This is a genomic window from Furfurilactobacillus siliginis, assembly GCF_001437435.1.
Taxonomy (GTDB): Bacteria; Bacillota; Bacilli; order Lactobacillales; family Lactobacillaceae; genus Furfurilactobacillus; species Furfurilactobacillus siliginis.
Genome location: NZ_JQCB01000002.1, coordinates 1 through 17632, shown reverse-complemented (window position 1 = coordinate 17632; position 17632 = coordinate 1). Strand labels below are relative to the sequence as shown.

The 17632-nt window shown below is 40.6% G+C and carries 31 protein-coding genes; 8 read left to right on the top strand and 23 right to left on the bottom strand.

Annotated features, from left to right (window positions below; translation table 11 throughout):
* Window positions 1-161: 161 nt before the first annotated feature.
* From IV55_RS01475 to IV55_RS10270, 19 genes are all read right to left on the bottom strand, one after another.
* On the bottom strand, window positions 162-2039 hold the full coding sequence (locus tag IV55_RS01475; protein ID WP_057808652.1) for a terminase TerL endonuclease subunit: 1878 nt from the start codon (window positions 2037-2039) through the stop codon (window positions 162-164).
* Complete coding sequence (locus IV55_RS01470) at window positions 2026-2535, bottom strand: phage terminase small subunit P27 family (protein WP_057808650.1); 510 nt, start codon at window positions 2533-2535, stop codon at window positions 2026-2028. The genes IV55_RS01475 and IV55_RS01470 overlap by 14 nt, the downstream gene beginning before the upstream one ends.
* Window positions 2536-2636: 101 nt before the next feature.
* On the bottom strand, window positions 2637-3149 hold the full coding sequence (locus IV55_RS01465) for an HNH endonuclease (protein WP_225425839.1): 513 nt from the start codon (window positions 3147-3149) through the stop codon (window positions 2637-2639).
* Entirely contained in the window at window positions 3136-3384 is a 249-nt protein-coding gene (locus IV55_RS01460; protein ID WP_057808646.1) for a hypothetical protein, read from the bottom strand. The genes IV55_RS01465 and IV55_RS01460 overlap by 14 nt, the downstream gene beginning before the upstream one ends.
* A gap of 49 nt (window positions 3385-3433) precedes the next feature.
* Entirely contained in the window at window positions 3434-3586 is a 153-nt protein-coding gene (locus IV55_RS10285) for a hypothetical protein (protein ID WP_157047455.1), read from the bottom strand.
* 151 nt (window positions 3587-3737) lie between these two features.
* Window positions 3738-4199, bottom strand: coding sequence for a sigma factor-like helix-turn-helix DNA-binding protein (locus IV55_RS01455; protein WP_146993613.1), 462 nt, complete (start codon window positions 4197-4199; stop codon window positions 3738-3740).
* A gap of 129 nt (window positions 4200-4328) precedes the next feature.
* Window positions 4329-5033 carry a putative HNHc nuclease gene (locus IV55_RS01450; protein WP_057808641.1) on the bottom strand — a complete coding sequence of 235 codons (705 nt, stop codon included), beginning with the start codon at window positions 5031-5033 and terminating at the stop codon, window positions 4329-4331.
* 9 nt (window positions 5034-5042) lie between these two features.
* Entirely contained in the window at window positions 5043-5261 is a 219-nt protein-coding gene (locus IV55_RS01445; RefSeq protein WP_057808639.1) for a hypothetical protein, read from the bottom strand.
* Window positions 5262-5430: 169 nt separating this feature from the next.
* Window positions 5431-5844, bottom strand: coding sequence for a hypothetical protein (locus tag IV55_RS01440; protein WP_057808638.1), 414 nt, complete (start codon window positions 5842-5844; stop codon window positions 5431-5433).
* Window positions 5841-6110, bottom strand: coding sequence for a hypothetical protein (locus tag IV55_RS01435; protein ID WP_057808636.1), 270 nt, complete (start codon window positions 6108-6110; stop codon window positions 5841-5843). The genes IV55_RS01440 and IV55_RS01435 overlap by 4 nt, the downstream gene beginning before the upstream one ends.
* Window positions 6110-6370, bottom strand: a complete 261-nt coding sequence (locus IV55_RS01430; RefSeq protein WP_057808634.1) for a hypothetical protein — start codon at window positions 6368-6370, stop codon at window positions 6110-6112. The genes IV55_RS01435 and IV55_RS01430 overlap by 1 nt, the downstream gene beginning before the upstream one ends.
* 88 nt (window positions 6371-6458) lie before the next feature.
* Window positions 6459-7196, bottom strand: coding sequence for a hypothetical protein (locus IV55_RS01425; protein ID WP_057808632.1), 738 nt, complete (start codon window positions 7194-7196; stop codon window positions 6459-6461).
* 2 nt (window positions 7197-7198) lie between these two features.
* Window positions 7199-7627: a hypothetical protein gene (locus tag IV55_RS01420; RefSeq protein ID WP_057808630.1), complete on the bottom strand. Its 429-nt coding sequence runs from the start codon at window positions 7625-7627 to the stop codon at window positions 7199-7201.
* Window positions 7628-7703: 76 nt separating this feature from the next.
* Window positions 7704-7877, bottom strand: a complete 174-nt coding sequence (locus tag IV55_RS10275) for a hypothetical protein (protein WP_157047453.1) — start codon at window positions 7875-7877, stop codon at window positions 7704-7706.
* Window positions 7874-8053 (bottom strand): hypothetical protein, encoded by a 180-nt coding sequence (locus IV55_RS01415; RefSeq protein ID WP_057808629.1) that lies wholly within the window; start codon window positions 8051-8053, stop codon window positions 7874-7876. Before IV55_RS01415 ends, IV55_RS10275 begins: the two co-directional genes overlap by 4 nt.
* A complete protein-coding gene (locus IV55_RS01410; protein ID WP_057808627.1) occupies window positions 8046-8306 on the bottom strand; it encodes a hypothetical protein in 261 nt (86 codons plus the stop codon). Before IV55_RS01410 ends, IV55_RS01415 begins: the two co-directional genes overlap by 8 nt.
* On the bottom strand, window positions 8287-9210 hold the full coding sequence (locus IV55_RS01405; RefSeq protein ID WP_057808626.1) for a phage replisome organizer N-terminal domain-containing protein: 924 nt from the start codon (window positions 9208-9210) through the stop codon (window positions 8287-8289). Before IV55_RS01405 ends, IV55_RS01410 begins: the two co-directional genes overlap by 20 nt.
* Before the next feature lie 11 nt (window positions 9211-9221).
* Window positions 9222-9683 carry a single-stranded DNA-binding protein gene (gene ssb, locus IV55_RS01400; protein ID WP_057808625.1) on the bottom strand — a complete coding sequence of 154 codons (462 nt, stop codon included), beginning with the start codon at window positions 9681-9683 and terminating at the stop codon, window positions 9222-9224.
* Between the two features lie 24 nt (window positions 9684-9707).
* Window positions 9708-9851 (bottom strand): hypothetical protein, encoded by a 144-nt coding sequence (locus tag IV55_RS10270; protein WP_157047452.1) that lies wholly within the window; start codon window positions 9849-9851, stop codon window positions 9708-9710.
* Window positions 9852-9867: 16 nt separating this feature from the next.
* Here IV55_RS10270 and IV55_RS01395 point away from each other — a divergent pair, with 16 nt between their 5' ends.
* Both IV55_RS01395 and IV55_RS01390 read left to right on the top strand, forming a co-directional pair.
* Window positions 9868-10623 carry a hypothetical protein gene (locus IV55_RS01395; RefSeq protein WP_057808624.1) on the top strand — a complete coding sequence of 252 codons (756 nt, stop codon included), beginning with the start codon at window positions 9868-9870 and terminating at the stop codon, window positions 10621-10623.
* A gap of 134 nt (window positions 10624-10757) precedes the next feature.
* Window positions 10758-11489, top strand: coding sequence for a hypothetical protein (locus tag IV55_RS01390; protein ID WP_057808623.1), 732 nt, complete (start codon window positions 10758-10760; stop codon window positions 11487-11489).
* A gap of 115 nt (window positions 11490-11604) precedes the next feature.
* Here the strand turns inward: IV55_RS01390 and IV55_RS01385 are convergent, their stop codons facing one another.
* From IV55_RS01385 to IV55_RS01375, 4 genes are read right to left on the bottom strand one after another with little or no spacing between them, the layout of a single operon-like run.
* A complete protein-coding gene (locus IV55_RS01385; RefSeq protein WP_057808622.1) occupies window positions 11605-11889 on the bottom strand; it encodes a hypothetical protein in 285 nt (94 codons plus the stop codon).
* A gap of 14 nt (window positions 11890-11903) precedes the next feature.
* Window positions 11904-12359, bottom strand: coding sequence for a phage antirepressor KilAC domain-containing protein (locus tag IV55_RS10660; protein WP_307725030.1), 456 nt, complete (start codon window positions 12357-12359; stop codon window positions 11904-11906).
* Window positions 12360-12362: 3 nt separating this feature from the next.
* On the bottom strand, window positions 12363-12674 hold the full coding sequence (locus IV55_RS10655; protein WP_307725029.1) for a BRO-N domain-containing protein: 312 nt from the start codon (window positions 12672-12674) through the stop codon (window positions 12363-12365).
* Window positions 12671-12880 carry a transcriptional regulator gene (locus IV55_RS01375; RefSeq protein ID WP_057808621.1) on the bottom strand — a complete coding sequence of 70 codons (210 nt, stop codon included), beginning with the start codon at window positions 12878-12880 and terminating at the stop codon, window positions 12671-12673. The genes IV55_RS10655 and IV55_RS01375 overlap by 4 nt, the downstream gene beginning before the upstream one ends.
* 233 nt (window positions 12881-13113) lie before the next feature.
* Between IV55_RS01375 and IV55_RS01370 the strand changes: the two genes are divergently transcribed.
* From IV55_RS01370 to IV55_RS01345, 6 genes are all read left to right on the top strand, one after another.
* The gene (locus IV55_RS01370) at window positions 13114-13449 is read left to right on the top strand and encodes a helix-turn-helix domain-containing protein (RefSeq protein ID WP_057808620.1); all 336 of its coding nucleotides are present in this window, start codon (window positions 13114-13116) and stop codon (window positions 13447-13449) included.
* An 11-nt stretch (window positions 13450-13460) separates the two neighbouring features.
* Window positions 13461-13739: a hypothetical protein gene (locus IV55_RS01365; RefSeq protein ID WP_057808619.1), complete on the top strand. Its 279-nt coding sequence runs from the start codon at window positions 13461-13463 to the stop codon at window positions 13737-13739.
* Between the two features lie 11 nt (window positions 13740-13750).
* The gene (locus IV55_RS01360) at window positions 13751-14587 is read left to right on the top strand and encodes an HIRAN domain-containing protein (RefSeq protein ID WP_057808618.1); all 837 of its coding nucleotides are present in this window, start codon (window positions 13751-13753) and stop codon (window positions 14585-14587) included.
* A gap of 112 nt (window positions 14588-14699) precedes the next feature.
* Window positions 14700-15284 carry a hypothetical protein gene (locus tag IV55_RS01355; protein ID WP_057808617.1) on the top strand — a complete coding sequence of 195 codons (585 nt, stop codon included), beginning with the start codon at window positions 14700-14702 and terminating at the stop codon, window positions 15282-15284.
* A 436-nt stretch (window positions 15285-15720) separates the two neighbouring features.
* On the top strand, window positions 15721-15984 hold the full coding sequence (locus tag IV55_RS01350; protein WP_057808616.1) for a hypothetical protein: 264 nt from the start codon (window positions 15721-15723) through the stop codon (window positions 15982-15984).
* Between the two features lie 191 nt (window positions 15985-16175).
* A complete protein-coding gene (locus IV55_RS01345) occupies window positions 16176-17309 on the top strand; it encodes a tyrosine-type recombinase/integrase (RefSeq protein WP_057808615.1) in 1134 nt (377 codons plus the stop codon).
* Window positions 17310-17632 lie beyond the last annotated feature (323 nt).

The window sequence follows — 17632 nt, the reverse complement described above, 5'->3', positions numbered from 1 at the left end:
CACAAAAACTACCGCTAACTGCCATCCCTAAAACCTGATTAAACATAAAGGCTGCTATGGTAATCAATGACAATCCAGTAATAAAAAGTACGACCGTCAACCAATTTTTCCAAAAGTCTTTAACCATGTTCACAAAAGTATTAACCACTTAAATTCACCTCCTAACCACCGAACATGGACTTAAAGAAGTCTCTTCGTTCCGATTTATCCATATCATTCAGCGGGTTATATCCTTCATCGTGATAATCTTCAAAATAATACTGCGCTTGTGAGTGAGCATTAATCAGTGCATCAGTAGAATCGATATGATCACTCGTACGATTTTGCCGATCAATTTTTATTGCACCACCCTTATCCTCTTTGAGAAATGCGTTGTTTAGTCCGTCAATCAGCAAAGGATCGTTCTTTATCTTCACTTCGCCATTTATAAAACGGTTCTGAAAATCTTTGGTTGGGTTTGATAAGTTGTAAGAAGTTGGTGCCAATCTGAACAACGGCCAAGCAGGTTGATAATGTTCAACTTTCTTAGTCAGCCAATCAGCTAAGTTAGGATCGATGACAATCGCTCTTACTCTTAGCTGATTAATCCGAATGAAATCAACTAGCCATTCCCAAACCTGTTGTTCATCAATTGTTCCGCTTGGTCGTCTAGTTACTTCACAGAATCCTTGACTGGCAAGCACTTCATAATCCAATCCATCCTGTTTGATTTTTGCATCCAACGTCTTCGCCTGTGCGAACGGAATAAAACTGTACTGCATTGCGTAAAAACACTGTTTTTGATGATCCGTATACGGAAACTCGAACCCAAAGGCTGTATTGTCATTTACCTGACTAGCATCAAATCCGATGTAAACATCCCTCTTTCGAGTCATAAAAGATTCAACAATGCCTTTTTGAATTACATCAAGCCCCAGAAAACTGTTCTGAAACCTTCTGCTCCAGATATTCATCGACTTATTGGCAAACGATGCCAGAGAACCTTCACGTTCTTGCTTATCACGAAGCCCTATGAGCGCTTCTAAGAGCGTTTCACTCTGTTCTGGTAAAGCTAATAGCGGATTGGACTTCTCCCACGTATCAGGCTCAAATACCTCGTTCTCGTTATCCTGAGAATAGATGATCATGAAAGTATCGTCGCCATCTCTGTTAGCATCATCTTCAACCAGTTTTCTAGTACTATCCTGGTCGGCTTTAAACTTCGCTTTTACGTTTGGATAAGCGGTAGAAATCTCAAGAAAGAGCCGATTAACAAGCTTTTGCTGACCCGAAACAATCTGGTTAATACTTTCGTTGTACTTCGGATCCATGGCACCAATTTCATCGTAGACAGCAATCAGATTATGACGACTATCAAATCCGCCGGCTTGTGACGATCCAACACGAATAATGTTCTTGTTATTTCGACCGATCACCTGATACGTTTGCGCTGCTACGTCTCGTTCTCTGGCTTCTTGCTCAAAATCAGGCATTTGAATAATGCTTTTGGCCTGTAGCGAAACATATTCGAACAGTTTCTTGGCGTGATCACTATCGTAACTAGCAATTAAGAAGTCTTGCGCGGTCGCATTCCAACCGATCATAAAGTAAAAGAAGTTGACTAAAATCGAAGCCAACCACGTTTTACCTTGACCACGAGCTACCGAGACAATAGCAATGTGAAATCGGCTTCCCTCAGCGTTATTTCGCCATCCAATCAACGAATCTAAAATAAATGATTGCCACTCCATCGGTTCAATCAACTTTGACGTATCTGTTGGATCCGGAATGCTACGCGCAAACCATTCGATTGCTGCAACCCACTTAGAATCATAAGTATATGGGAAGTCTTCTTCACCCTGTCGCTTCAAATCTTGAAGATGCCGAACACTAGCTAACTTAACATCTCGGCTAGTGGCAAAGTCATCCGTAAACAGAACCCTAAAAGCATATTGTGTGGCAATGTCTTTGTAATCATCTAGAAGTGGCTTGTACTCTTCCTTATAAGGCTCAATAAAGGTTTTGATATCTTCGATACCTGTAAAATTAAACTCTTGCACCAACGTTTATCGCCTGCCTTGCCTTTTCTAAGTTAGTCACATTGTTTTTCGTACTACCAACAACAGTTATCTCTTGATTGCGTGCGTTGAAGTTGAGTCCTAAATCAGCTCCAAGCATTTTCAAAGTTCTAGCACAGTCGCTGATGATCATTACTTGAGGTGCTTTTTTAACCGGTGTGCCATCTTTTGCCTCTAAATACATCCCGAATTCTTCCAAATCTTGCTCAGCTTGGATGTACATTGCATAGGTTGTGCAAAACACCTCTAGGGTGACTTTATCGATTTGTTTCATCAATCCGAGTTTTACAAGTTCGGGGGTAAGTTCACGCCATAATGCTTTCGCACGTTTATTCAGATGATTAGGTGGTGTTGGTTGTAGCACTTTCATTTTCTTCTGAGCGTCGCGAAAATCGTTCGTCTGCTTTCGCTGATCAGAACGGCTTTTATCGCCTGCTGACAGATTCTTTTTTCTCCCTGCATGTTTCACATTTGCCATCAAAATACCCCCTTTCAAAACTTTTTAATTTCTGCATATTTTCAGAGACGAACGGCACATGTGTGAGCTCTCTCATAGCAGCATAGGGGCGGGGGTGTTTTTTAAATTGAGTGTTTCGAATCGACAATTAATTCTTTTTTTAAAATCCAATCTGAACATTTGTCTGAATTCCACTTATTTCCCACATCTATGTTGTCAATCACTGACGGCGATGTATAGATTTCCTTTTCCAGTTCGCCCTTCCAGTAGTGGCACCTCTTGCAGATTACCCAGAGGTTACCTGTATCAAGCTGTCTTATTTTATTTACCCGTCTTGGAACAACGTGATCAACGACCAGGTAGCCTGGTTGGTCGTACGTTCTTCCACAGCATTCGCAAGTGAAGTACGCTTGTCTCTTTAGTTCCTTACTGATTCGCGTCCACACTTTGGAGTGATAGAAAGCGTTGGCTTCTTGGTCTCGCTTGAACTTATTGTACTGACTATAACTTCTACGTTTAGTCTCGCTACGTTTATGTTCCCGTGGCCGATAATAAGATGCATGTACCGTGCAGTATGGGTTCTGTTGGTCTGCCTGTATTGGATTGTGACAGCCTGCTGCTTTACATATTTTCATCAGAGTCATTGCTATCGCCACCGTTTGATCCAGCCATAGACGCAATCATTAAGGATTGAGCAGCCGACATTGCTTGAACGTCGGTCTTGCCTAATCTCTTCGATTCATCGAAGCAAATCCAATAGGCATCTGTCATTGTCTTCCAAGCCTGCTTTTGCTCAACATTCATTACTAATCCCTTCATGCCTAACTCTGTCATCTTCAAGATGTCTCGCTGATCAAATGAACTTTTCATTTCTTTCCTCCACATAAAAAGCGCCCAGTCTAATGACTAACCGCTTATATTATTTATATGTACTGGTCTGTTCGAAGTAATTCTTCACACGCTCTGCAGCTAATCGTGCCACTGCTAACGGTGCATCGTTTTCGCCTCTAATTGCCTTGTCTAACGTAGTACAGATCACCAAGACATCTTTTGCTACTTTGCTATCTTTCATAGCCTTCTCCTCAACGCAAAAACAGCTAGCCGTTAAGCTAGCTGTTTCTTAATTTCTGTATGCTATCGTTATAATCCATCAAATCCTAGAATCCAATGCAATCTATCCATGTAGATGAAATGTAGCTTTAAAAATTTTTAGTGTTATAATTTCACATCTCTACAAAATCAACATCCAATCTGTCGTTAAAGCTTTTACGCTTTTGTTCCCAATGATCGATGAAGTCTAGCCGTCGATGGAGTTCTGCATGTCGTTGTGACACTGTGCTTACTGATAAGTTAAGCTTCTCAGCAATGTCTTCAATACTTAATCCATCAATATACTTCAACCTTAAGATGTCATTTTCGTATCCTTGGAATGTATCCACAATCTGTAACAGTGTATTCATTTCATTTTCACACGTTTTTAGATCAGATTCTAATTTTGGTAAGTTGTCTGATACGTGAGACCCCTTTGATTTACCATTGATTCGAACACCAGCCAGGTCTCCTTCTAACCATCGCCACTCTTCATGCTTAGTTTTTCGAATCTTCCACTCTAACAGGTGACATTCGTCTTTGAGTTCCAAGTATTCGTTCAACCATTCAAATGTACTTTGTTTATGCTTCCTCATACCCAAGCGATCCGCCGTCCTTTATGCTAGAATTAATTTGTTGAAGTAATTTAGTTAGGACAGCATCCCCGATGGTATGCGGTCTTTTTTTATGCAATAAAATATTATTAAATCAAGGATAGCTTTCTCTTAATCATCCCCGTTGTCCTCTTCAATAATTCGGTAGTTGCCAAGTTTCAGCATCTTAGCAATATGGTCATCTACCTTGATGCCTTTGATGTGGTACTTATTCATGAATGTTGTAATACCAATCAGATGTTGCTCTTCCTCATGGTGCATATAACACAGTGGCATTACATAGTTGCCGCGGTGGTCAATCGTCCTACGGTTACGCCCTGACCCCACAGCATGCACGTGTGCAATTTCTGCGTGGTTCCGACATATACAACACTGTCGGTACTTTAAACCGTAATACACGGCTCCATAGCTACCTTGTATCATGTCCCACGTTTTACTTCGCCAGGGGATGTCTTCGCGGTAACAAAACATAATCAGGAAGTCGATGAACTTGTTGGCTGTCTCCAGTGAGCAATCGCTTAAGCTAAATTCTGGCTCATTACGCTCCTTGTAAAACTCGCCCTTAAGTTCTTGCTCCGTCTCGGCCATCAATTTAGTGGACTTAGCATCATCGTTCTGCCACATACATACTTCGCGAATCATCGCCCAGGTTTTCTTTAGCTGCGCTGTGGTGATTTTACGTGCATCTTCAATCCTTACCTGAACATCCCCGTGACCATACTTATCGATACGAAATTTGTCGCCATCTGACATGTCACTTAACTTAACGGTTACCCAATCACCATCACGGTGACCGACACGACCATATACATACACGTGATCACCTCACACTCGCTCATAACCATAGAGCCATGCTATAGCAAACATTTCCTGATGGTCTTCATCATGAATCCAAGTGTTCCGTTTCCACGACATCAGATAAATTAGGCTACTAAATAAATCTAATTGCCTTTCGCCTTGCAAATAATCGATTTGGCGTGCGATAAAATCAGGCATTTCATCTGGCACCAATATCTTTCTGACAGTTACCATTTTATATTGCACTGCTAGTTCTCCTTCACAATCATTAGTGGCCCTGGTAAGTCAACTTTCACAGTTCGATGTGCGCTGTAACTTGAATGCTCGTTGATTCTCCGCATGATTTCTGAATGATGCATGTGGCGCATCCCTTCAAATACTTCGTTTGTTTTTGTATTGATACACATATACATACTCACTTAACTTTCTCCCACCAGTCTCGTTTAATCCATGACGGTGCGTCTGCACGCTCCTGTTCGGTAAACACAATTCCGTTACCGTCATCTTGATTACCAACGCACCACTCATCTTCTGCATCAGAAGCAAGGTAGGCTTGCATACCACACAGTGTCATCCCCGGTATCGGTGCTCGATACTTCTTTGGTTCCCCACGTTCATCCATGGGCGTAAGTACATACATGCTTACAAGTGACCACAGGCGAACCGGTATGTTCATTGTGGAGTACGTCATAATTTGTAGTTCTTGTTTAAAGTCAGTTTTAGAAATGAAAATTTTCCAAAGCCCTCCATTGATTACTAACTGGTCTTCATATTCTTCAATGTTAAAACCCATGCTTCTGATTTGTTGCTTAAGCTCACTTGTTTTCATTTCGCACCCCCATATTTACTTGAGTTACGTTTTGCAATATTCCCTAATTCGCTGACACCAGTAGCCAATTCATAAACAGCAACTGTAGCCACATCGTACCCGTTATCCTTTTCACCATTCATGTATTCAGATAGCATTCTATTTGAATCTTTTAGCACAGCCTGTGTTGCTGTCTCTGCCTCATAGATTGGTGTCTTTATCTCCACTAATTTTTCGCCTTCAGAAAGCTCATTGACCACCATAAATTTCTTTAGCTCATTTCCCATTACTTTCCCTCCAATTTTCCGCCGCACATTGGACAGTATTTTGCATGTACTCTAAACGGATGTTTTGTCTTAATCAGCAGCGACGAATTATGTGCATCAACTGCCACTGCTTCCCTGACCAATTCTTGAGTTTGCTCATCGGTATACTCATGGCCACCCACCGCTTGTACCGTCATGTGGTGGTTCATCTTCAATGACGGCTTTGCGTGGCAAAATGGACACTGGGTCACTCTCGCCTTTAACCGCTGTCGCTGATTCATGATTCTTCCTCACTATTTGCTTTGTGATATACTCACCTTGTCAGAGATTAAGCAATCACGCCGTCCATTCGTGGGCGGCTTTTTGTGTCTACGCGATAACTTTTACTCGGTCATCGGTTTCTTTGATTGCAAATTCCAAATACTCTTTGATATTTGCAATCGCCTTGTTGCGCCATTGACCTCCGTCACCTTCAAACAAAGCAGCTGTTGGACCACTCTGCACACGGAAGATAAAGTCACTTGCTGGTTGGTCAATTTCTTGGAACGTCCGATATGGTTTCAGTGATACGGGGTTAGGCACAATCACATTGTCTACAGATGCAATACCCGTTCGAGCGGAAACGGTCTGAGTAACACCATCGTCTACTGATGTTTGACTGTTTTCTTCTTTGATATTCCCAATCAGTTGCAATACAACATCTCGGTCATCTGTCTGTGCGAATTGTGCTTGCAATCTGATATTCATGTCTTCGGCATTCATAAAGCGACCCCATGAAAATTCACTAACAATTGCCTTAGCACAAATCAATTCCTCACGACGGCCAAACTTATCTAGTGCGCCAAATACACGAACTGTTTGCTCATCTTCAATCGAAACAATCAATTCCTGTTGCTTACGTTCGCTGGTACCTTTGATGTAGTCAACTAAACCCGACAGCGTGTGACTAACTAAGGTTTCTTGTGCACCATCATTTGGTCGAAATTCTTGTACATCCCCATTGGTGCCAACTAAAAACGTTCGGTCGCTATCATGAATGACACGTTTACCCGCTGCTGTAACTGACTGTTCGTCTAAAAACTTCAATGATTCCACTGTGTTTTCCATAATTACTGGCCCTCTACCTTTCGCTTACGAAAATCAATTGGTTTGTTGTCTTTTTCCACCTGATCAATGTCATCCCCTGTATCCGTCTTCAAGGTTTCATCGTCAGGGTCAAAGTATGTCTGTCCTTTAGTACCAGATTTAAGTTCTTGTGCCTCTACGGAACCAGTATTTGCATCCCGTCCCATCAATACAGTTGTGTTAATCCCAAGATGTGGTGCCAAAGTAGATTTAACATCCACACTCGTCGCAATCGTGTCGCGGTCTTCATTGGGCTTGAATGTTAATGTAACCGTTAGTTTCCGTGCCTTCTTAAAATCGGTGTTAGGGTCCAAAACATTCTTGGTAACTTCTTTCATTGCAGAATCAATCTGTTCTTGTACTGCACCGCCTTTTAAATTGGCGATGTTTAGTTCTACCTTTCGCTTTGCCATTTTCATGACTCCTTTATAATTTTTGTCCGACAGCCACTCGTACTCGGCTCACGCCTCCCAATATGTGTCCGCATATTTAGTTCACAACATTACTGTCAGACTTAAATTCATCGAAATGTGCATCTTCAATAAGCCCCGCAAATACGCTTGGCGCATCAAGATCGTACCCTTCCTCTGGGCTTTCGCTCTCAATAAACTTAATCATCCAGTCATATTGTTCATCTGTGACTCCAACTGTCATAATTTTCATTGTTTTTTCTCCTCTAAAAGAATTGCTAAATTAATTGCTGAAAACATGAACGCTACTACTCCACATAACGCTGAGACCGTATGATCAGTTGCTGACCAGTAAAACGTCAGTCCCAGTGATGCAACTGCGCCTGCTGTCAGCAAGGCAAAAGATAACTTTCTTTCACGATTACTCAATACACTCACCGCCTGCATTCCAACGTTGCATCATACCAACGTTCACATCATTGAGACTGATCACCTTTGGCGTGAAGTGATAACGCTCTTTAACCAAGAATGACAATCGCATCGCCTGGTTAATACCTGTTACATATGCCATTACTGCAATAACAATTTCTTTTTTCATGTCGTAGATGACCACTGCATACCGACGGCCATTATTTCCACCTGTTAATTTGGCGCCAGCGACATTACTCTTTGTCCTCACCATTTCTGTGTTCCTCCTTTGCCTTACGTAAAATCTCCCAATTCTTTTTCAGTTGATCATCAATCTTTTTTCTTTCAGCCTCCGACATCGGCGTCTGCTCAACATCTGGATCCATGTGTTCTACAATCACCACTGGCTTAGTGCTCTCGCTAGCCTCTTGACGTTTAGCAATCATTGCATCGAAGTTTTTCCGAAGTGATTCTGGACTTAGTATCGTGGTCTTCCAGAAATACACTGACTGACACCAATCAATCATGTCCGTAATTTCTTGCACGTCACGATTATCTTTAGCAATCATTAGGCGAATTACGTTAGCCCATTTAGTAAGATTAGGTTCACGTGCTTTAGGATTATTGGTTTTAATCTTTTCAAACAGATATTCCGCTAATTTAAGTGGGATATTTTCTCGTCCTGAATTCTGCTTGTCAGAATTCGGACTAATATCTTTCTCTATCTCTTTCTCTATCTCTAACTCTTTCTCTGGTGGACGTTTGTCCGACAAATGTCCCGCTGGTAGTTTTTCTTGCTTCTCTGCATCGATTGAAGCCCGATACTTCCGCTTTCTGTCGGCTTCGGTTGATGAACGACCAATATAGTTTTGAATGTCAGCCATGTAGATTGCTCCGTTATCAAGCACTTCTATTAAGCCAAGACGTTTAAACGTATCAATTGCCTTTTCAACGTCACCAACACTGTGTCTTGTAACCGCAGCTAATGTCGTGGCATCAAAAGGAATGTAATTGTTGAACATCAATTTGCCATCGCGTTCGAGGCTGCGAAGGTACATCTTGAGAAGAATATTGCTGTACTTATACCCGTCTGGCATAAGTTCAAGTGCAATCATTTCGTTTGAGTCAAAAAAATTTGCTTTGAGTTTGAGATAGTAGTACTTCTTGTTATCTGACATCGTTTGACCTCCTAAAACGGCAAGTCACTGTCATCAATGTCAATTGCTTCACCACTATTAGCAAACGGATCACGTGGTGCAGGTTGTTGAGATGCCGTCGTGGAAGTGGAGCCATTCTGTGATGCTGACGGTTGCGCGTTTTGGTCGCTCTGACTTCTTGGCTCTAGCAGCGCAAAGTTCTCAACGACTACTTCGGTGACATACACACGTTGCCCCTGTTGGTTTTCATAGTTTCGTGTTTGTACACGTCCTTCGATACCGACCAATGAACCTTTATGGGTAAAGTTTGCAAAGTTTTCTGCTGACTTGCGCCAGATAATACAACTAATGAAGTCTGCTTCACGTTCACCAGCTTGATTAGTAAACTGGCGATTAACAGCTAAATTAAAACTTGCTACTGCTGTTCCACCTTGGGTGTAACGAATCTCTACAGCTTTGGTTAAACGACCAGTTAGCACTGCTCTATTGATCATATTGATGTACCTCGTCACTTAATTTCATTTGCGTTTATCTCCTGCACGGTAGATAATATTTTCGAATAATTTATTTTTCAGTGGTCGATTGGAATGCCAGTTCCAGTCGGCTTTTTGTTTGTCTGGCTGCATATGGTTGATGCCAGATGCTAGTAACCTGAGGTTCATTGGTGTTGCCTCCCTTGTGTGGGATAATAAAAATAAAAATTTGGAAGTGCCGATTTTGATAAAACTGATTAGTGTCTGTGTGCGTTATCTACTAGACAATTGGATTGCAGTTATTTCCCTGCTAATTGCTTTAGTCACTTTAAACCGTAGCAAAAAGAAAATAGATGTGTCTTGGGACCAAAATCTAACTGTTGTACCTTTAGACTCGGTCTATACTCGGAGACATGATGGAAATCCTATGAGTTATCACAAAGCAATGACTGCTTCAGTGAACGTCATTAATCCCACTTCAACAGCATTGGGATTTTTTGACTTAAGGGCTTTTGATCCTGAAACTAATCTCAATTTTGATATTGTGACTAAGCGAGTTCTTCCTAGAGAAATCGGGCCGACTGACCTATTTGTGATTGTTCAAACGCCTTCTAAACTGATTACTGACTTGCAACTTGATATACCCGATAGAACATTTGGAACTTTTCCTCCAAATTCCAACACCAACATCGACGTGGTCGTGCTGCTAGATCAGAAAAATCCAAACATCAAAACGCTTGAAAAAATCAATTTCAGCTTCAAGGTAGCCAAAAAGTCTCTGTTTAAACGGGACTACTACTCTAAAAGCTCTTCTCATCATAAATATGAATTTCACGGAATTTCATACAGCCTTAATAACTTTGACGAAGATAAATGGCCAGAACTATCACTAGAGCAACCAGAGGAAGAAAAAGTTTTAGAAAATAACACACAAGGACAACAGCCAACGTCTCTAAAATAGAAATGATAATTTCACTGATTCTAATCACTCCTTTCATGCTCACTATTTGGTCGTTTTTATTTTCAGCAATTGGTCATTACTTTCACTTGTCATTAGTTATGAGATAATAAGTGAAAACAAAAGAGGTCTCTTCAATGAGTAACAATGAGAATAGAACCATTCAAAGCAATTTTTCAAAGTCATTCATTATGTCTGACTTATCTAGTGCCAGTGCATTAAACAAACAGTCACAAAATCGCGTTAAAAATATTGCCGCTAGTATGAGCGACTTAATGAACATCAGCTCAGGTTCTATCCCATACCAAGAAATGACAAGAATCCAAGCAACCATTTCTAGAAGCCAATACGCCCCAGCAGAAAGATTTCGCAGAGAAATGAAGTATATAGAACGGCTTTATCCATCAACATTTGCTGGTAATAATCTTTCACTGCTGGCCGAACAAATCTCCAAACAGGCATCAGTTACTGACTTCAGGAGTGTTATTTCAACTCGTCAGCTTGCGAACAACTATCTAAAATACGTTGATCAATTACCGTTTAAAAATATGGGTAAAGTTATACAAGAGTCCTTGCCAGCCTCCCCTAAATTTGTCGACGAACCCCCATACGAAGAAGCCCCAGAATCCCAGGACGATGAAATAGACCAGGGCATATCTCAAAATGAAGCTAATAAATTCTTTGATATAAATCATTACTTAGAGTCCTCCAGAGTTCTGATTAAGAAATTCCCTAACACGCATCCATATGAATTCAGCTTACTGATGGGCATACTTGTATATATTTTGACAACCTACGGTCCCACCATTTTTCATGACGTTATTGTTGCCTTATCCCATTACATGCAAAACTTTCCTATCGCCCATTAAATGGGCGTTTTTTAGTCCCATAAATTTCTAAATCCTTTGTGTCCTGCACCATAGCCAATTACCAGTGCGGCAACAAAAGCGAAAATCCAGCCACCGTTTTGTGCAATCCAATCAGTCATACTAATTCCTCCCAATACACGTCATGAAGCCAGTTCGTAAACTCAGGGTTCTTAAATAGGTACCCCTTACCATCCTTACGGGTTAGCCCCATGCGTTTTAGTTCAAGGTTTTGACCCCACTTTTCATTAACCGTGCGAGGCTTATAACCAATTAATTCTGCTACCTGTGTGCTTGTTAGCCATGGACGTAAATATGGGACCGTTTGACTAAGAGCCGCTATTCTCTTAGTCACTTCCGCATTAACCGTGGCTTTCATAATTGAATCCATTGAATCTGCCATGAATGTTTACCCGTCTATACTGTTGTTTCATTCAAAAATTTATTAATGAAATACTGCTGTCCTTTACCAGTCACCTTGGTCGTTTTAGAAATAGTTACTGACCCATTTGCGTGATCAATCGCTGTTTCCTTAACCTTAAAAAGTTCCATATCCATCGCCCGTTGAGTTGGTGAATTGAAGCCCGTACCTTTTCGTGCAATTAGATAGCCGTTTCCACGTAGCCATTGGAACAACCTATTCTGACCAATATCAACACCGTTACCTCGTAATAACTTAGCTAGTTCACCAATTAAAATCGTTGAATGGCTAGTTGATACTGCATCAGCGAATAGTGCTTTAGGTTGCATAATTGTGTTCTCATCGTGTAGCCGTTGATTATCTGCTTGTGCTTCCTTGTAACGTGTGAGAATCTCGATCATCGTGTCAGGGTTACTCAACATCTGATCAACCGTCTCTGGTGTTGCATACATACCCTATTTACGAATAGCCGGAAGAACTTGTTCATATATCCAATCCTGAAACGGCTCAGCATTCGGTAGCTTACTAGTGCTAGCGAGCTCATAAAGACCGGGCTCAGATATAACAATTACTTCCCTCAATTGACCTGACAGAACGATTCGTTCGGTCAGCTTGTACTTGTCCTTTATGTGATCCCTAATTGCCTTCGAAGTGTTTAGATAGCCAATGGCGTTAGCAACATCAGTCCCAACAAAATATGGTTTGCCATTTATCTGCACCGTTCGTACTGGTTTATTAGCAAAAGTAAAATTTTGTAACTGATTCATTTTGTCTCCTCCTTTCGGGCCTCATCCAAAATGAAGCTTGATGTGACCCCCAGATAACTAGCAACATCCTGAAGACTATCAGCTGCTGGCATATGATGATCCCAGGTACTCAAACGCCCATTGGACAGTTCTAAGTCTTGTTCAATCTTTCTGATACTGGTTTTTTTATCACTTGCAAGACGTCGAACCACCGTGTATACAGACATATATTTCGCCTCCGTAAAATTTATTCGAAGAAAATTATAGTTTTCAATTGACTAAGCACCGAATATATTCTATTATCAGTGCATAACAAACAAGCCAATAACGGCTATTCTACTGACTTCCGTTTATCAATCGGTGGCTATATTTTCTATATGCTCCCTCAAGCACAACGTTATAGTATCACCGATTATTTTCGGAGTCAATGAAAACACACAAAATATTTTCGGAGGCTCAAATGAACTCTTTGTATCAACGTATAAAGGATCTTGCAGACCTGCATCACATCAGCCTTGCACAAGTCGAACGTGACTTAAATTTTTCTAATGGCATTATTTCAACTTGGAAAACTGGGAAGGCAAGTTCAGACAAAGTAGCAGCAATCGCAAAGTATTTTGATGTTACGACTGACTATCTTTTGGGACTCGATGATAAAGAACACAGTGACATTGATGCCATGACCAGCAACCAAAAGCTCATTGCCTACTCCATTGATCCAGATGTGTCTAGTGAAGAGCGTGATGCAATTATTGAGATGGTTAAGCAAGCGATGAAATTCCGTAAACGGCTGTAGAGGGTGATTATATGAACGACCTCGAACGTATAGAAAATATGTATCCAGAATTAAAGTTCTGGGGTGTTGAAGTAAATAATCCTAGCTATCACGGACATATTGAAGGTGACGACGTATACATCAATATACTTCAAGATGACTTGGACTGGTTAAAAACAGCATTGCATGAAGCTGCACATCACGAGAACGATACTGGTGACATGAGTAATGTTCATTACATTGCTACACTCCGCGCCGAAAAATGGGCAGTTATGGAGTCGAAACAAAAGTATAAAATACTATTTGATTAGAGGAACTCGACATGGCAAAATGCACGATTTGTAATAACAAAATTGGCTTGTTCGAAAGACCTTTTTTAACGGCTGACGGTGGAAAAATATGTAAATCTTGTCAATCCAGTCTTAACCAAGCCTACTTCTACCTGAGCCCCAATGTTACAACTGCTGACTTCGCCTATCATATGGATAATACCGTTGGCGATACTTACCAAGTAAGGCACGGGCTAAAACCATTCTCTGTTGAACAAGCCGAAATTGCCCAGCGTAACGCAAAAAAAATCGCTGAAATAAAGGCTGAGCAAGCTAGACGAAAAGTACTAACGGATAGGGCTCGTGAAACGATACAGGGGGCAATTGAAAAACGTAAGTCACAAGAGTTATTCCACTTCAAAGTTCGTGGAACAACGCACCATGATATTAAGAAAATGGTTACTTTTGCTAGAAAAAATGACTTATTTGACCCTTATGATGGTTGGACTGCCTCAGATATTAAAGAATTTTCCCCATATGATGAAGTTTTTGAAACAGACTTAAGCGGTGTATTAACAGACTTAAAACTAATTACTGAACCCGAAAACAAATACGACCCAAACGCAATTAAAGTTATTGCATATATTGATGAACACGAGTTTATGCTAGGATACGTTCCTAAAGAATACACGGCTGAAGTTAAAGGCATCATGATCAGTCAGCAAGATGGCAAAATCGATCTTCACGTTGAGTACGAACTAACTGGTGGCAAGTACAAAATTGCTGAAGAAGATGATGATGATTTTTCTGATGATCCAAAACTTAAAATGCATACCGGCAATTTTGACTATGGATTTAACATAGTTCTTCTTGATGAAAATATTGAATAAAGAATAACACTTTACCCTAATGGACATGTGATTAGATAGTATTTAGAGCCATTCACAGAAAACGTTATTCGCGATCACTACAAAGAATATAAAATAGAAAAAAGGAGAAATAATGAATAAACCATTAACACTAACTGTTACCGCTTTGAGTGCTTTATTACTAACTGCTTGCGGTAGCAACAGCTCTAAAAGCGCATCAAGTAGTAAATCAGATAATAGTTCTTCCTTAGCAAGCAGTCGTAAAACTAAATCAGAGTTAAAGAAAGAATCAATTGCTAAGGCCAACTCCAAGTCACTCTCTGAAAGTAAGATTAAGGCTAGCAAAGACGCTGCGTCACAATCCATTGCTGATGCTCAATCAGCTAATGCACAAAGCTCGTCAACACAATCTGATGATAAATCGGATCAGTCCTCATCAGGCATCTCAATGGACGAAAATACGCTTACCGGCTTTTTAAATAAATACGGTGAAACACCAGTTGCATATAAAGTTCAACACGGCATGCCCCTTCAACAAGCCTTAAATAGCACACCTGTTGAAATGAAAACCTCGGGCGAAATTCAAGATAGTTGGCTTATTCAACAAGGATTAATGAACCCTGACGGCTCAGACACACAAAAGGCAAAAGACTTAGAAAATCAAAACAGTACTGATTCAGACGATACCTCTGATGACGATACGGATGATGGATATTAAGACTAAACACACACATCCCCTCCTGGCAAGAAGTTGGATATGTGCAATACATAGGAGTAATTATGAAACCTAGAATTAATACAGTATTTATTACGGAGAAGGACGAAGGAGTTCCTGTCTTACTGACGCAAAAACCAAGTGAAGGAACATTCACAATATATGTGCATCTTCAATATATATATTTTTCACTCGATAGTTTTACATTCTAACTAAGTTTGCGTGATCAAAATAATAAATACGTCTTGAATCCTACGACTGAGACTATTGATTTTAGTCAAATTGACACCCAAAACTCAAAAAGTGGCATTAGTGAAATAAGCTATTTTGTTACCATTAACGCCGATGAAGTCACCGATGCCAATCTTCTAACCGCAAATGTTAAAATAGGCAATGAAGAGCGAAACGTTACCATTTTTCTGACTGGAGGCTCAAAATAATGGCAGAGGCAAAGAAAACTGGCCATCAAAAAGTTGTGTCAGTCGAATTTGGTAACAACTTTGACGGAGGTGGAAGCGATATGCACAACAATGATTACGTAACCCACAGTGAACTCAATTCAGCTGTTGATAAGCTATCCCATAAGATTGATTTACTTGATGCCCATATAGACACCAAATTTGAAAAGCAAAAGGTTTGGTTCTATGGAACCGGCATCAGTGTTGTAGTGGCAATCATCGGCATTTTAAAATTCATTTTTTAAATATAAAAAGCACACCCTCATCCCCGACCAAAGTTTTGAGAGTGTGCAGCTATAAAGACACGTTATACACGTGTGCTTTTCGTATGCTACTTTACCTGAAAGGAAGTGATGCCACAAGCCTCCCCTTACCGCTATAAGGGTTAATTGAATCTGCTATGAATAACTCGTCTCCAAAAGGAGATAAAATTCAAATGGCAAAACCAAAAAAAGGAAAAAACGGACGGTGGCAAATCACCGCAAGATATAAAGATATTATAACTGGTAAATGGACCAGTAAAACAAGGACACTCGACACTGCAGCTGAAGCGAGAAGCTGGGAAGCTTCTGTAATCCACGAATCTGACTTAGGTCATAGCGAAAAAGCAGTTACTCTTGGTGACTACTTTCCACACTGGTTAGAGATATTTAAGGCGCCATTTGTTGAAAAGAGAACCATTACTCGTGTAAAGACGGACATGAACCATGCGTTAAAGTTTTTTGGCACTCACAAAGAGTTGAACTCCATTAATAGAGCGACTTATCAAATGTGGCTCAATCATGAAGCTGAAAACCACTCACATGAAACAGTACGCACCATGCACGTTACGTTTAGATCCATGATGGAAAATGCAGTTGAGGAAGGTGTTATTATTCGTAATCCCTGCTTACATGTTCGTTTTGCTGGTAATCCTCAACCAATACGTGTGCCAAAGCAAAGTGTTCTTAACATTCACGATTACAAGCTCCTGCTGAGTGAAATACTGCGATCTACTGAGTGCGCATCAAAGTATGCAGCAATCGTACAGGCATTTACAGGCATGCGTATAGGCGAAGCATTGGGCCTAACATGGGACAAAATTGATTGGGATAGCCATACTATTCTAATTGACGGTCAGTGGGATTATATGGAACATACGGGACGTATTCACCTTAAAGGGCACGCAAGCCCACGTAAAATAACCGTAGAAGCTTCTTTAATGGAGTATCTTAAAGATTATCGCAAGTGGCAAAAGAGTGCTCAAAACGCTCGTAAAGTGGTATCCATTACCTCAACCAACTATCTCTTTGCTGGCGAAGATGGTACCCCTATTACCCCAGATGCGGTAAATAAGTTTCTACGCATTTCATGTAATCATGCTGGCGTCACCAGAATCACCTCGCACGCGTGGAGAAGAACTCAAGCAACGCTGATGAAACTGGCCAAAATGGACGATAAATTTGTGGCAAGTTTTTTAGGCCACACTGTTGAAACTTTGCAAAAATACTATGTAAGGCAAACAGATGATCTCATCAGAGAGAACCAAAAACTACGTGCTGAATTCTTATCTTCACAAGGCATCATCTAAACGCTCGTCGACATCTCGTCGACTTCCAATTTTCGTATAGGCGAAAACGGCTTATATCAAGGGGTTTCGGCTTGGGTCGAGACCCCACTTGTTGCATAAATGCATCAACGGTTCATATATCTTTAACCGTTGTATCCATTGACATTACTGGTTTTAGTAGCCGTTTTAAATGTGTTTCAAATCGGTTCAAATCGTTCGCTTTTCGTTACATTCGTTACATTTTCGTTCAAAAAGCGGCCGCGAATACATAACAATCTGGATTGCAGAAATGGTAGATTGCAAATTTAATCCGAATTTTTGGACAAATTTGTCAGCATAACCTG

What these genes read in the sequence shown, in the direction of transcription:
- IV55_RS01470 (WP_057808650.1), bottom strand. Translation starts at nt 2,535, where the DNA reads ATGGCAAATGTGAAACATGCAGGGAGAAAAAAGAATCTGTCAGCAGGC.
- IV55_RS01465 (WP_225425839.1), bottom strand. Translation starts at nt 3,149, where the DNA reads ATGAAAATATGTAAAGCAGCAGGCTGTCACAATCCAATACAGGCAGAC.
- IV55_RS01460 (WP_057808646.1), bottom strand. Translation starts at nt 3,384, where the DNA reads ATGAAAAGTTCATTTGATCAGCGAGACATCTTGAAGATGACAGAGTTA.
- IV55_RS10285 (WP_157047455.1), bottom strand. Translation starts at nt 3,586, where the DNA reads ATGAAAGATAGCAAAGTAGCAAAAGATGTCTTGGTGATCTGTACTACG.
- IV55_RS01455 (WP_146993613.1), bottom strand. Translation starts at nt 4,199, where the DNA reads ATGAGGAAGCATAAACAAAGTACATTTGAATGGTTGAACGAATACTTG.
- IV55_RS01440 (WP_057808638.1), bottom strand. Translation starts at nt 5,844, where the DNA reads ATGAAAACAAGTGAGCTTAAGCAACAAATCAGAAGCATGGGTTTTAAC.
- IV55_RS01435 (WP_057808636.1), bottom strand. Translation starts at nt 6,110, where the DNA reads ATGGGAAATGAGCTAAAGAAATTTATGGTGGTCAATGAGCTTTCTGAA.
- IV55_RS01430 (WP_057808634.1), bottom strand. Translation starts at nt 6,370, where the DNA reads ATGAATCAGCGACAGCGGTTAAAGGCGAGAGTGACCCAGTGTCCATTT.
- IV55_RS01425 (WP_057808632.1), bottom strand. Translation starts at nt 7,196, where the DNA reads ATGGAAAACACAGTGGAATCATTGAAGTTTTTAGACGAACAGTCAGTT.
- IV55_RS01420 (WP_057808630.1), bottom strand. Translation starts at nt 7,627, where the DNA reads ATGGCAAAGCGAAAGGTAGAACTAAACATCGCCAATTTAAAAGGCGGT.
- IV55_RS10275 (WP_157047453.1), bottom strand. Translation starts at nt 7,877, where the DNA reads ATGAAAATTATGACAGTTGGAGTCACAGATGAACAATATGACTGGATG.
- IV55_RS01410 (WP_057808627.1), bottom strand. Translation starts at nt 8,306, where the DNA reads ATGGTGAGGACAAAGAGTAATGTCGCTGGCGCCAAATTAACAGGTGGA.
- IV55_RS01405 (WP_057808626.1), bottom strand. Translation starts at nt 9,210, where the DNA reads ATGTCAGATAACAAGAAGTACTACTATCTCAAACTCAAAGCAAATTTT.
- ssb (WP_057808625.1), bottom strand. Translation starts at nt 9,683, where the DNA reads ATGATCAATAGAGCAGTGCTAACTGGTCGTTTAACCAAAGCTGTAGAG.
- IV55_RS10270 (WP_157047452.1), bottom strand. Translation starts at nt 9,851, where the DNA reads ATGAACCTCAGGTTACTAGCATCTGGCATCAACCATATGCAGCCAGAC.
- IV55_RS01390 (WP_057808623.1), top strand. Translation starts at nt 10,758, where the DNA reads ATGAGTAACAATGAGAATAGAACCATTCAAAGCAATTTTTCAAAGTCA.
- IV55_RS01385 (WP_057808622.1), bottom strand. Translation starts at nt 11,889, where the DNA reads ATGGCAGATTCAATGGATTCAATTATGAAAGCCACGGTTAATGCGGAA.
- IV55_RS10660 (WP_307725030.1), bottom strand. Translation starts at nt 12,359, where the DNA reads ATGTATGCAACACCAGAGACGGTTGATCAGATGTTGAGTAACCCTGAC.
- IV55_RS10655 (WP_307725029.1), bottom strand. Translation starts at nt 12,674, where the DNA reads ATGAATCAGTTACAAAATTTTACTTTTGCTAATAAACCAGTACGAACG.
- IV55_RS01375 (WP_057808621.1), bottom strand. Translation starts at nt 12,880, where the DNA reads ATGTCTGTATACACGGTGGTTCGACGTCTTGCAAGTGATAAAAAAACC.
- IV55_RS01370 (WP_057808620.1), top strand. Translation starts at nt 13,114, where the DNA reads ATGAACTCTTTGTATCAACGTATAAAGGATCTTGCAGACCTGCATCAC.
- IV55_RS01365 (WP_057808619.1), top strand. Translation starts at nt 13,461, where the DNA reads ATGAACGACCTCGAACGTATAGAAAATATGTATCCAGAATTAAAGTTC.
- IV55_RS01360 (WP_057808618.1), top strand. Translation starts at nt 13,751, where the DNA reads ATGGCAAAATGCACGATTTGTAATAACAAAATTGGCTTGTTCGAAAGA.
- IV55_RS01355 (WP_057808617.1), top strand. Translation starts at nt 14,700, where the DNA reads ATGAATAAACCATTAACACTAACTGTTACCGCTTTGAGTGCTTTATTA.
- IV55_RS01350 (WP_057808616.1), top strand. Translation starts at nt 15,721, where the DNA reads ATGGCAGAGGCAAAGAAAACTGGCCATCAAAAAGTTGTGTCAGTCGAA.
- IV55_RS01345 (WP_057808615.1), top strand. Translation starts at nt 16,176, where the DNA reads ATGGCAAAACCAAAAAAAGGAAAAAACGGACGGTGGCAAATCACCGCA.